The organism is Bacillus sp. TH25 (assembly GCF_016650935.1).
GTDB classification, from domain to species: Bacteria; Bacillota; Bacilli; order Bacillales; family Bacillaceae_G; genus Bacillus_A; species Bacillus_A mycoides.
Genome location: NZ_JAEKEU010000036.1, coordinates 344385 through 357332, shown reverse-complemented (window position 1 = coordinate 357332; position 12948 = coordinate 344385). Strand labels below are relative to the sequence as shown.

The 12948-nt window shown below is 33.2% G+C and carries 13 protein-coding genes and 1 pseudogene; all 14 read left to right on the top strand.

The features are described from left to right. Nucleotides 1-214: 214 nt before the first annotated feature. The 14 genes and pseudogenes from JFT89_RS17535 to JFT89_RS17475 all read left to right on the top strand — a co-directional run bounded on the left by JFT89_RS17535 (nucleotide 215) and on the right by JFT89_RS17475 (nucleotide 12924). Nucleotides 215-349 (top strand): hypothetical protein, encoded by a 135-nt coding sequence (locus JFT89_RS17535; protein ID WP_002016211.1) that lies wholly within the window; start codon nucleotides 215-217, stop codon nucleotides 347-349. A 309-nt stretch (nucleotides 350-658) separates the two neighbouring features. Then, complete coding sequence (gene spoIIID, locus JFT89_RS17530; protein WP_002089714.1) at nucleotides 659-931, top strand: sporulation transcriptional regulator SpoIIID; 273 nt, start codon at nucleotides 659-661, stop codon at nucleotides 929-931. Nucleotides 932-1092: 161 nt separating this feature from the next. Then, entirely contained in the window at nucleotides 1093-2094 is a 1002-nt protein-coding gene (gene mreB / locus JFT89_RS17525) for a rod shape-determining protein (RefSeq protein ID WP_002130035.1), read from the top strand. Between the two features lie 646 nt (nucleotides 2095-2740). Further along, on the top strand, nucleotides 2741-3175 hold the full coding sequence (fabZ, locus tag JFT89_RS17520; RefSeq protein WP_000931959.1) for a 3-hydroxyacyl-ACP dehydratase FabZ: 435 nt from the start codon (nucleotides 2741-2743) through the stop codon (nucleotides 3173-3175). 365 nt (nucleotides 3176-3540) lie between these two features. Further along, nucleotides 3541-4218: a CpsD/CapB family tyrosine-protein kinase gene (locus JFT89_RS17515; protein WP_201040416.1), complete on the top strand. Its 678-nt coding sequence runs from the start codon at nucleotides 3541-3543 to the stop codon at nucleotides 4216-4218. Between the two features lie 275 nt (nucleotides 4219-4493). Then, a complete protein-coding gene (locus JFT89_RS17510) occupies nucleotides 4494-5237 on the top strand; it encodes a YveK family protein (RefSeq protein WP_201040415.1) in 744 nt (247 codons plus the stop codon). Further along, nucleotides 5227-5931, top strand: a complete 705-nt coding sequence (locus JFT89_RS17505; RefSeq protein ID WP_016102294.1) for a CpsD/CapB family tyrosine-protein kinase — start codon at nucleotides 5227-5229, stop codon at nucleotides 5929-5931. The genes JFT89_RS17510 and JFT89_RS17505 overlap by 11 nt, the downstream gene beginning before the upstream one ends. Before the next feature lie 109 nt (nucleotides 5932-6040). Continuing rightward, a complete protein-coding gene (locus JFT89_RS17500) occupies nucleotides 6041-6808 on the top strand; it encodes a tyrosine-protein phosphatase (RefSeq protein ID WP_201040414.1) in 768 nt (255 codons plus the stop codon). A gap of 251 nt (nucleotides 6809-7059) precedes the next feature. Further along, nucleotides 7060-7941: a UTP--glucose-1-phosphate uridylyltransferase GalU gene (gene galU / locus JFT89_RS17495; RefSeq protein ID WP_201040413.1), complete on the top strand. Its 882-nt coding sequence runs from the start codon at nucleotides 7060-7062 to the stop codon at nucleotides 7939-7941. A gap of 18 nt (nucleotides 7942-7959) precedes the next feature. After that, complete coding sequence (locus JFT89_RS17490; RefSeq protein WP_201040412.1) at nucleotides 7960-8646, top strand: sugar transferase; 687 nt, start codon at nucleotides 7960-7962, stop codon at nucleotides 8644-8646. Between the two features lie 30 nt (nucleotides 8647-8676). After that, nucleotides 8677-9918 (top strand): UDP-N-acetyl-D-mannosamine dehydrogenase, encoded by a 1242-nt coding sequence (wecC, locus tag JFT89_RS17485; protein WP_201040411.1) that lies wholly within the window; start codon nucleotides 8677-8679, stop codon nucleotides 9916-9918. 196 nt (nucleotides 9919-10114) lie between these two features. Next, nucleotides 10115-10372, top strand: a pseudogene (locus tag JFT89_RS30515) (hypothetical protein); the annotation flags it as partial. A 9-nt stretch (nucleotides 10373-10381) separates the two neighbouring features. Beyond that, nucleotides 10382-11671 carry an asparagine synthase-related protein gene (locus JFT89_RS17480; protein WP_307838611.1) on the top strand — a complete coding sequence of 430 codons (1290 nt, stop codon included), beginning with the start codon at nucleotides 10382-10384 and terminating at the stop codon, nucleotides 11669-11671. Next, nucleotides 11668-12924 (top strand): oligosaccharide flippase family protein, encoded by a 1257-nt coding sequence (locus tag JFT89_RS17475; protein WP_201040409.1) that lies wholly within the window; start codon nucleotides 11668-11670, stop codon nucleotides 12922-12924. Before JFT89_RS17480 ends, JFT89_RS17475 begins: the two co-directional genes overlap by 4 nt. The last annotated feature ends 24 nt before the right edge of the window (nucleotides 12925-12948 follow it).

Sequence of the window (12948 nt, the reverse complement as noted above, 5' to 3'; positions counted from 1 at the left end):
AATTCAGCTGGAGCAAAGAAGTTAGGTGGGAGATCAACTGCCCGTAAACGCCCGATTGGTTCAACTAATAATCAGTGGGGGATGAACAAAAACCCCTCTGATTAAAGTTTCACTTTATTTTTATATAAAAATAATCAATTTCGAGAAAAAAGTTGCAATAACAAGGAAAAATGACGAGATTCTCGAATATATATTACAAAAGGGAGGGGATACTGTGTCATTTTTATCTGTTCTGTCGATTGCTATCATTTTATTGTTTGTTTTATTCGCTTTATATTATTATATTGCCGGTAAGAAAGAAGTCCCCCACCATCAGTTGTTAGAAGAAGAATATGAAAGAGAAGAGTGACACCTTTTATAAAGAGGTGTCACTTTTTTTTGCCATAATTGTCATCGTTAACGTATTTCTCACAAAAAAACGTAATTTTTCTTAACTTAGTCCGCAAAAATAGTGAACATGTAGCATATATCAGTAGTGCGGGCAATACAATGGTATAAACCAATGCAAAGAGAGTGTTTGAGGTGAGAAATCGTGAATCATTTCATTATAAATCCAAGAATGTTTAACGCTTACAAACAGCACTCACATTTACTTCATAGTCGTATGCAGCGAGTCTCATTTCACACTTCTCACATCCAATTTAGGGAGGCGAGTGGTGTGCACGATTACATCAAAGAGAGAACTATCAAGATTGGCAAGTATATCGTGGAGACAAGAAAGACAGTGCGTGTAATCGCAAAGGAATTTGGGGTATCAAAGAGTACAGTCCATAAAGATTTAACAGAACGTTTGCCAGAAATAAATCCAGAGCTGGCAAATGAAGTGAAAGAAATTCTTGATTATCATAAGTCTATTCGTCATTTAAGAGGTGGAGAAGCAACAAAGCAAAAGTACCGAAAAGAAGATACAGAAAACCCTGTGCGCCAATAAATCTAAAATAGCAAACATTCCTTGTGAATTCGGTAATATTTTTCAGAAGAATTCTTTTTGCGAATATTACGTTTCTGTTAAATTTATGATAAAATCAGAAATTAGGTGTAAAAGAATTCGGGTGTAACCTGATTTTGAATATCGAGGAGGAAATGACGGGAATGTTTGCACGAGATATCGGAATTGACCTAGGTACGGCTAACGTATTAATTCATGTTAAAGGTAAGGGTATTGTATTAAATGAGCCATCTGTTGTGGCAATTGATCGTAATAGTGGAAAAGTATTAGCAGTAGGTGAAGAAGCAAGAAGTATGGTGGGACGTACACCTGGTAATATTGTAGCAATTCGTCCGCTTAAAGATGGTGTAATCGCAGATTTCGAAATTACAGAAGCAATGTTAAAGTATTTCATTAACAAATTGGACGTGAAGAGTTTCTTTTCAAAACCTCGCATTTTAATTTGCTGTCCAACAAATATCACATCTGTAGAACAAAAAGCAATTCGTGAGGCTGCTGAACGTTCAGGTGGTAAAACAGTATTTTTAGAAGAAGAACCAAAAGTAGCCGCAGTTGGTGCGGGTATGGAAATCTTCCAGCCAAGCGGAAACATGGTTGTTGATATTGGTGGAGGTACAACAGATATTGCCGTACTTTCTATGGGTGATATTGTTACCTCTTCCTCTATCAAAATGGCTGGCGATAAGTTTGATATGGAAATCTTAAACTACGTTAAACGTAAGTATAAGCTATTAATTGGAGAACGTACTTCAGAAAATATTAAAATTAAAGTTGGTACAGTATTCCCAGGTGCACGTAGTGAAGAGCTTGAAATTCGCGGACGTGACATGGTAACAGGTTTACCACGTACAATTACAGTATGCTCTGAAGAGATTACAGAAGCACTAAAAGAAGACGCAGCTATCATTGTACAAGCTGCAAAAGGCGTACTAGAGCGCACACCACCAGAACTATCTGCGGACATTATCGACCGCGGTGTTATTCTAACAGGCGGTGGAGCTTTATTACACGGTATCGACATGCTTCTAGCAGAAGAATTAAAGGTACCAGTATTAATCGCTGAAAACCCAATGCAATGTGTTGCTATTGGTACAGGTATTATGTTAGAGAATATCGATAAATTACCACGTCGTGCATTGAAATAAAGTGAAACTTTAATCAGTGGGAGGTTCATCCCCCGCTGATTATTAGCCTTCACCAATCGGGATAAAGTGAGAAGGACTAAGGTATCAAACCTTGGTCCTTTTTATTTTTTTATATCTTTATATTTTTATATTTTTTTAATTTATTGAGAAAATGGAAGGAAAATAAAGAAAAATAGAGAAAACAGGTAAAATATTCATATATATGGTTAAATTTAATATTTTCATATTTGAAAACGTTTGTAATATAATGAGTCGAATACGACATTAAGGCAAAAAATGTTCAAATACATATTGCCTTTCCCTAATTTGGGCATACACTCTTTTCTACCTCCGTGTCAGTTGCTGAGAAGTGCAACTATTTTAATGGAATAGAGTGTGTGCATTTTTTTATAATAGGAAGTAAATTTTTACTTTATCCCGCATTAACGGGCAGTAAGACTCCCACCTCAAAATTTGGCGAATGCAAGGGAGTTAGGTGGGAGATCAACTGCCCGTAAAAGCCCGATTGGTTCAACTAATAATCAGTGGGGGATGGACCCCCCCACTGATTAAAGTTTCACTTTATAATGACAAATAATAAACAAAATGTGATAATAACAATATGTCCAAGTGGTAAGACCAATATTGTAAAAGGGGCGATTGTTACATGCTAAATATAGAACAAATTAAAGAAATCATTCCTCACCGCTATCCGTTTTTACTTGTTGATAAAATATTAGAAGTGGATGAGGGAAAAAGAGCGGTTGGAATTAAAAATGTATCTGCAAACGAGGAGTTCTTTAATGGACACTTCCCAGACTATGCAGTTATGCCCGGCGTACTTATTGTAGAAGCATTAGCTCAAGTTGGAGCAGTTGCTGTATTAAAGAAAGAAGAAAACCGCGGGAGACTTGCTTTCTTCGCAGGCATCGACAACTGCCGCTTCAAAAAACAAGTGCGCCCAGGTGATCAACTTCGTTTAGAAGTAGAAATGACACGCGTACGTGGACCAATCGGAAAAGGAAAAGCAATCGCAACAGTAGATGGTGAAGTTGCGTGCGAAGCTGAAATTACATTTGCAATTGGTGATAAGAAAGAATAGATAGTGATTAAAAAAATCCTTCTGTAATATGCAGAAGGATTTTTTTAATTACTATATTTTTTATTTGAAATATTAAAATGCAGAGTAATCAGAATTTTAATTGTAAATGAATGGGAGTTTGTATATAATGACGCTATAAATATCTTGAAATCAAGATGAATGATAGCGCGATAAAGATAGAGATGCCGTTGTCACATTATGGAGGTTATAAGATAGGACAAAGGTTATTATGATTCGTTATGATGAACTGTAGAGGAAAGTAATGGGGAAATTTAACGGTAGAAGTAAATGAAAAATAGGCGTAGCATATCGAGCATAAAAGAGAAAAAGGGAAAAGGTCGCATTTTGAAAAAGGAGACTAGAACATGTTCGGAAGAAAGAAAAGAAAACCATTACGACAATTAATTACACATAAAGAGCCTAAATCACGTATTACAGAACAATACCGTAACATTCGTACGAACATTGAATTTACATCTGTAGATAACCATATTCGTTCTATTATTGTCACTTCAGCAGATCCAGGAGACGGGAAAACAACGACTATTTCTAATCTAGCAGTTGTTTTCGGTCAACAAGGGAAAAAAGTATTGTTAATTGGGGCGGACTTACGTAAGCCGACATTACAAAACTTATTTGCGGTTCACAATCCAAATGGTTTAACAAATTTATTATCAGGACAGGCTTCGTTTATGCAATGTATTCAAAAAACAGATATAGATAATGTATATGTCATGCCATCAGGCCCAATTCCGCCAAACCCTGCAGAACTACTAGGATACCGTAAAATGGATGAAATGCTTCTAGAGGCATATAAGATGTTTGATGTCATTTTAATCGATACACCACCTGTACTAGCCGTTACAGATGCACAAATACTCGCAAATAAATGCGACGGAATTGTATTAGTAGCTCGTAGTGAAAAAACAGAAAAAGATAAACTGATAAAGGCGAAACAAATATTAGATAAAGCATCTGGAAAACTACTTGGCGTCGTTTTAAATGATAAAAAAGAAGAAAAAGAGCAATATGGATATTATTAGAAAATAATATATGGAATAGTAATTTTTAAAGCTGGTAAGTATTTTTACCAGTTTTTTTGAATTGTTTTAAAATTATTTATTGAATTATACAAAAAAAATGATATAATAGAAAATTTATAAAATTGATGGAATGTGTTGTCATATTTAAGATTATTTTGTAAGATTATATATGTTTTTAAATACCAATCGTACATAGATATTACTAAAATAAAAAAATGTAAGATTTATATGTTATAATTTTTTTATGTGCAAATTTTAGAAAGTTGGAGGAACTTATGGAAGAAACAATTAGTTTGAAAGAGTTATTTCATATTTTAAGAAAACGTTTAGCAATGATCCTCGTAATCGCCTTTGGTGCAGCTATTGTAAGTGCTATCATTAGCTTCTTCTTCATGACACCAATCTATCAATCTTCAACGCAAATTCTGGTTAATCAGAAAAAGCTAGAGGGTGCAATGATTCAAGCTGGTGAAATTCAAACAAATATTCAATTAACGAATACATATAAGGTCATTATTAAAAGTCCAGTAGTCTTAGACCAAGTGAATGAAAAATTACATTTAAATATGACTGCACAAGCTTTAACAGAAAAGATTAATGTTGCGAATGAAAAAGATTCACAAGTCATTTCCGTTACAGCTGAGGATAAAAATCCAAAAGTAGCTCGTGATATCGCAAATGCAACCGCAGATGTATTTAAAGGTGAAGTTGCAAAAATTATGAATGTCGATAACGTAACGGTATTATCAAAAGCAGAAGTTGCGGAAAATCAATCTCCGATTAAGCCAGTTCCTATGCTTAATGTAGCAATTGCTTTCGTTGTTGGATTAATGGCTTCAGTTGGTCTTGCATTCTTACTAGAATACTTAGATAACACAGTGAAAAAAGAAGAAGATGTAGAAAGCTTACTTGGCTTACCAGTGTTAGGTATTGTAGCACGTATGGATGAAGAAACAGCAAGCGTGAAATCACATGCTTCATCATCAAGAAAAGTGAGGGGGCAAACAATTGGCTCTTAATAGTTTATTTAAAAAGAAACAAAATCATCGTCAACGTCGTCAATTAATTGCTCATCAACAACCGAAATCACCAATTTCAGAACAATATCGTAATATTCGAACGAATATCGAATTTGCATCTGTTGATACGAATTTACATTCGTTAATGGTAACGTCTGCTAACCCGAGTGAAGGGAAAACGACGACAACAGCGAATATGGCAGTTGTTTTTGCTCAACAAGGAAAGAAAGTATTATTAATTGATGCAGATATGCGTAAACCAGCGATGCATCAAATGTTCCAAGTTGATAATATTTTCGGATTAACGAATGTATTAACACATAGTGAACGGTTAGAGAAGTGTGTACAAACGACATTAGTTGATAATTTACACTTTTTAGCGTGTGGTCCAATCCCACCAAATCCGGCGGAATTGTTAGGTTCGAAATCGATGAAAGAACTTCTTGGGCAAGCATATAGTATGTACGATTTAGTCATCTTTGATTTACCGCCAATTTTAGCTGTAACAGATGCGCAAATTATGGCGAATGTATGTGATGCATCTATTCTTGTCGTTCGTAGCGAATCGACAGAAAAGGAAACAGCGGTAAAAGCAAAAGGATTATTAGAATCTGCAAAAGGTAAATTGTTAGGCGTTGTTCTGAACGATCGTGAACGTGAACAAGGCTTATATTATTATTATGGTGCAAACTAATTAAAAAGTGAGATATGGCAAAAACATATCTCCTTTTTTCCTTTGGATATGAGATAACTCATATCCAAAGGAAAAAAGATTTTTATATGAGAGAGGGAGGATGAAACAAATGATTGATTTACATTGTCACATTTTACCTGGCATCGATGATGGTGCACAAACAGTAACAGATAGTCTGGCCATGGCACAAAAGGCTGTCCAAGAAGGAATACATACAATCGTCGCAACACCACACCATCAAAACGGGAAATATACAAATGAACGTACTTCAATTATTCATCAAGTAAAACAACTAAATGATGAACTACAACAAAATGAAATTCCACTGAAAATTTTACCAGGGCAAGAGGTCAGGTTATATGGTGATTTATTAGAAGACTATGAAGCTGGTAAAATCGTTACCTTAAACGAAACAAACAAATACATATTCATTGAATTTCCATCTAATCATGTACCTCGTTATGCCGAACAACTATTATATGAACTACGTGTAAAAGGAATGATCCCAATTATCGTTCATCCAGAGCGTAATGCCGAGTTAATCCAGCGGCCAGATAAGTTATACAATCTTGTAAGTAAAGGTGCATTAACACAAGTAACGGCAGGAAGTTTACTAGGGAAATTCGGCAAAAAGATAAAAAAATTCTCACTACAACTCGTTGAACATAATTTAACTCATATGATCGCATCAGATGCACATAACACAACAACAAGAGGATTTCATTTAGCGGAAAGCTATGAATTAATCGAAAAAGAATTCGGAATGAATGTTATGAGCGATTTAAAAGAAAATCCGTATTTATTAATTAGCGGAAAAGCAATTTATAAAGAAGATCCAGAACAAATTCGTCGTAAAAAATTGTTTGGTATTTTTTAATTGAAGAGCTTTGGTGATGTCTCCTAACCGTTATCAATGGGGGCACTCGGTTGTGCTGTGGGTAGAAATTTTTTATTTCGAACCTACCTTAGACGCTTGTCGTCGGGAGTATGACGTGAGGATGGGTTGGATGCCCATAAATTTATTTCTATTAGAAACTCTACCTATGGAGTTATAAAAATGACTCTATAGGTAGGGTTTTTATTATTGTTACATATAGATAAAACAATGTTTTTTTGGGGGGACTAGATTTGAAAAAAGTAAGAAAAGCGATTATTCCAGCTGCTGGTCTTGGGACAAGATTTTTACCAGCGACGAAGGCAATGCCGAAAGAAATGTTACCTATCGTTGATAAACCAACAATTCAATACATAGTAGAAGAAGCGATAGAATCAGGAATTGAAGATATTATTATTGTAACTGGAAAAGGAAAACGTGCAATTGAAGATCATTTTGATCATTCTTTTGAATTAGAACAAAACCTGTTGGAAAAAGAAAAATATGAAATGCTTGAAAGAGTACAAGCATCTTCAAAAATTAATATTCATTACATAAGACAAAAAGAACCTCAAGGACTTGGACACGCAGTATGGTGTGCACGTAAGTTTATTGGAAATGAGCCATTTGCAGTATTACTTGGTGATGATATTGTTCAAGCAGAAACACCATGTTTACGTCAATTAATGGATCAATATGAAAGTACACAGTCTGCAGTTATTGGTGTACAAACAGTACCGGAAAATGAGACACATCGTTACGGCATTATTGATCCAGTTGAACAAGATGATCGTCGATATCAGGTCCGTCAATTTGTAGAAAAGCCAGCTCAAGGTACAGCGCCATCTAATTTAGCAATTATGGGCCGTTATATATTAACACCAGAAATTTTTATGTTTCTTGAGAACCAACAAACAGGTGCTGGTGGAGAAATTCAATTGACGGATGCGATTCAACGTTTAAATGAAATTCAGCGTGTGTTTGCTTATGATTTCGAAGGAACTCGTTATGATGTTGGAGAGAAATTCGGATTTATTAAGACAACGATTGAAATGGCACTTCAAAATGAGGAATTGAAAGTGGATTTGATGAAATATATGAAAGAACTTGTAAAGAAAGAAAATGTACATGTATAAAAGTGAGGTGAGAGAGCATTGACCTTGGTAAAAGTATCAAGCGGAGATCTGGAAAAGGAAAATAATATAGAACTGGACTGGGAAAAAGTAAATGCACGTAAAGGATATTTAGTAGCTAAACGCTGTATTGATTTTATTGGAGCGTTATGTGGACTGATTTTATTATCTCCTGTTTTTTTGATTGTAGCAGTGTTAATTAAATATCAAGATCCGAAAGGGCCTGTGCTGTTTAAACAAATTCGTATTGGAAAAGATGGAAAAGAGTTTTATATGTACAAGTTTCGCTCAATGGTTATAGACGCGGAAGAGAAATTAAAGGACTTATTAAAACATAACGAAGTGTCGGGTGCAATGTTTAAAATGAAAGAGGATCCACGAGTTACAAGAATTGGGAAATTTATTAGAAAAACAAGTATTGATGAATTGCCACAGCTATTAAATGTATTAAAAGGTGAAATGAGTCTAGTTGGACCACGTCCACCACTTCCAAGGGAAGTAAAGGAATATACAGCGTATGATAAGCAGCGTTTACTTGTTACTCCAGGATGTGCGGGGCTTTGGCAAGTAACGGAGAGAAATAGTGTTGGATTCAAAGAAATGGTTGAACTAGATTTAGAATATATAAACAAACGAAGCGTACTCTATGATTTGAAAATCATTTTTAAAACGATTCAAATTATGATTAAGTCTAATGGTGCATCTTAGTAGCTAATTCATAGGAAAGAGGTTAAAAAAATGGATAAAAAGATTTGTGTAATGGGATTAGGTTATATTGGTCTACCTACTGCTAGTTTACTAGCAACAAAAGGGTTTCAAGTACATGGTGTTGATGTAAATGAAAGTGCAGTCGAAATGATTAATAGTGGTAAGGTACATATTTATGAACCAGATTTAGACATTTTAGTTAAAGCGGCGGTACAAAGTGGGAAATTAAAGGCTTCATTACAGCCTGAAGAAGCTGATATTTTCATTTTGGCAGTGCCAACGCCATTTAAGGATGGCCATAAGCCAGATTTAACATATGTAGAGGCTGCTGCGAAAACAATTGCTCCTGTTATAAAAAATGGGGATATTATTATTCTTGAATCTACAAGTCCAATTGGTACAACTGAAAAGGTTGCAGAATGGATTTTAGAAGAACGATCAGATTTAACAACTTCTGAGGAAATGCATAGTGAAAAGGGTAGAATTTATGTGTCGCATTGTCCAGAACGTGTATTACCAGGGCATATTTTAAAAGAGTTGGTAGAAAATGATCGAATTATTGGTGGATTGGATAAGGAATCTACAAAACGTACGGTGGAATTTTATAAGCAATTTGTAAAAGGGAAAATTTTGGATACAAATGCAAGAACAGCGGAGATGGCAAAATTAACGGAGAATTCATTCCGTGATGTAAATATTGCCTTTGCAAATGAACTATCATTAATTTGTGACAAATTAAATATCAATGTTTGGGAATTAATTCGCTTAGCAAATCGTCACCCGCGTGTAAATATTTTACAACCGGGACCTGGTGTAGGAGGTCATTGTATTGCTGTAGATCCGTGGTTTATTGTAGATGCTGCACCTGAAGAAGCTAAGCTTATACATACAGCAAGAACTGTAAACGATTATAAGCCAAAATATGTGGTTGAGAAGGTGCAAGAGAAGGCTGACCGTTTTAAAAATCCAGTTATTGCTTGTTTAGGTTTATCATTTAAAGCTAATATTGATGATTTGAGAGAAAGTCCAGCTGTAGATATAGTGAATCATTTAGCAGAATCTAAAGTAGGAAATATAAAAGTTGTTGAGCCACATATTTCTGCTCTTCCAAAGATGTTAGAAGAAAAAAGCGTTTCTCTTATTACATTAGAGTTGGCTGTGGAAGAAGCAGATATTATTGTATTGTTAGTAGACCATGATGTTTTTAGTATCCTGGGAGAAAATAAACTTCAAGAGAAAATTTTAATAGATACTAGAGGGTTCTTTAACTAAATATATTTTTGGAGGATGTTATGCCAGGATTTTTAGGAGTAATTAGTGATAAGAGATCTAATAATAAATTAATTGACTTAAAGAATACTCGATATAATGAATTAGTAACTAATGAGATTTATGGGAAGTCATTTTATTTATCTCGTTTTGTTAACAATAAATTCTTAAACGATAAGGTTTTTTTGAAAATGATAAATATATAGTAATAACAGATGGTGTATTGTTGAATAGTACATTTTTAAAAGAAAAATATCAAAAAGAAAGTATGTTTGAGTTATTTATAGAAATGTATGAACGATGTGGAGAGACCTTTTTTGAACAGATAAGAGGAAGCTATTCTTGTGTGTTATACAATAAAAAGGCTGATAATTGGTTAATTTACACAGACCACTTAGGTGATAAAAAGGTTTATTATAAAAACTCTCATCAAGGATTCTTTTTTGGATCGAGAATTTATGAATTAATGAATATTTTAAATGGGGACCAATTAGATCAAGAAAGTTGTCTTTGTATGCTAACGCTTGGTTACATGGTCGATGATAGAACAATGGTAAAAGACGTAAAACGATTATTACCCGGACACTACATAAAGATAAATAAGGGTATAGTAGATGTGAAAAAATATTTCACTTTAAACAATAAGCCTAGAGAGGATAAAAGTGAAGATGCAATAATTGAAGAAATGGATAGTTTGTTTAAGGAAGCAGTACGTTTACAATTTGAAAAAGATCGCGAATATGGATATAAGCATATTGCATCATTAAGTGGTGGTTTAGACTCCAGGATGGTTAACTTTGTTGCTCATGATTTAGGGTATAAAGATATATTAAATTATACTTTTTCACAATCTAATTACCTGGATGAAAAAATTGCAAAGGATATAGCTGGTGATTTGAACCATGAATTTATCTTTAAGTCATTAGATGATGCTAAATTTTTATTTGACTTGGAAGATATTTTGAGAATAAATGGGGGAACTAGTATTTATTATGGTGTGGCTCATTCAAAGAATAATCTTGAAAAGTTAAATTTAAAAAGTTATGGGATGGTCCATACCGGACAGCTTGGTGATGTGGTAATAGGTAGCTTCTTAAAAGACCCAAATTATAATCAGCCAATTGATTTAACATCATATGTATATTCAACAAAGTATAAAGATAGGGTAGATACTATTGATAAAAAAGAGTATCCTGATGACGAAATATTCAAAATGTATAACCGTGGCTTTAACTTCGCGCTAAATGGGAATTTAGCATTTCAGGAATTTACGGAATCAATGTCCCCATTTTGCAATGTAGATTTTTTGCAATATTGTATGAATATCCCACTAAAATATAGAGTTGGTCATAATTTATATTTTAAGTGGATAATAAAAAAATATCCGAAGGCAGCAGAATATATATATGAGAGTATAAAAGCGAAAATAACTACACCAAAAGCATATATTCGTTCAAAAGACTTTTTTATTCGAGGGACTAATAAAGTATTAAGAAAATTGAATCTACCAACTCTTTATGGATATAATACAAAAAATGGAATGAATCCGTTTGATTACTGGTATAGAACCAATGGCGAGTTAAAGAAATTTATAGATTCATACTATAAACAAAATATTAATCTATTAGATGCACTGAATGAAAAGGAATTAAAAGCTATGTGTGAAAATCTCTATAATAACGGTATTACTGTTGAAAAACTACAAGTATTAACTGTCTTGGCAACTGTAAAACTAATTATTGGAGTTAAATTATGAATGAACTAATAAAAAAAGTTAGAAAAAAAGGCTTCTTTCATATTTTTAGTGCAAATGTATTTAATAAGATTATTCAGTTTTGCAGTGGAATCTTTTTAGTAAGATTACTTACTCAAAGTGAATTTGGTAATTACAGTTATGCTCAAAATATTCTTAATATATTTTTGATATTTAATGGGCTGGGAGTATTATATGCATTATTGCAATTTGGGAGCGAAAGTGATACTAATTTAAAAAGAAATTCCTACTTTAAATTTGGTTTTAAGGTAGGAATTTCTTTTAATGTAGTTATTGTTTTAGCGATGGGGGTATATGGATTATTTATTGATTTCCCTAATAATCAAACTCAGTTAGCGTTATTTATGATGTTACTAATGCCATTTACAATGTTTAGCTTTGAATATATGCAGAATTATTTAAGGACGGGTTTATACAATATTGAATTTTCAAGATTAAGTACGTTGAATACATTCCTTATCTTTGGATTTTCTGTTATAGGTTCTATTTTAAATGGTGTATACGGAGTAATTTTTGGAGTATATATAGCATATTTAGCTTCAATTATCGTGGGCTTCTTCTTCATAAATAAGAAGGGGAAGTTTTTCAGCCAAACAGGAAAAATTTCCAAAGACGATAAGAAAGAATTTTTAAATTACTCTATAATCTCTATGTTTAGTAACGCTGTATCTCAATTGGTATATCTAATTGACATCTTCTTAATTGGTTTGCTTATTAGAGATACAGAAGTGTTAGCAATTTATAAAGCAGCTACATTAATTCCATTTGCTTTAAATTTTATTCCACTGTCAATAATGACATTCATTTATCCTTATTTTGCCAAAAACAGGGAGGATAAGATTTGGATTCGTTTAAATTATATCAAAATACAAAGATTGCTAATTGCATTTAATGCTTTTATCATAATGATATTAATTATAGGGGCGCCAATAGTTATTAAGATATTATTCGGAGATAATTACCTAGAGAGTGTAACATTATTTCGAATTTTGTGTATAGGATATTTTATTGGTGGAAGTTTTCGGATACCTGCAGGAAATGTTTTAGCTATGATGAGAAAAGTAAAATTCTTGTTTATTACAAATATTCTTGTTGGGATTATTAATATTTGTATGGATTTTATATTAATAAAAACATTTTCAGCTATGGGAGCAGCTGTGACAACAGTATTTGTTATTACTTTAACTTCAGTCATATATAATATATATTTATTTTTTATTTTTAAAAAAAATTGAATGTAATTACGGGAGTGAGAAAGG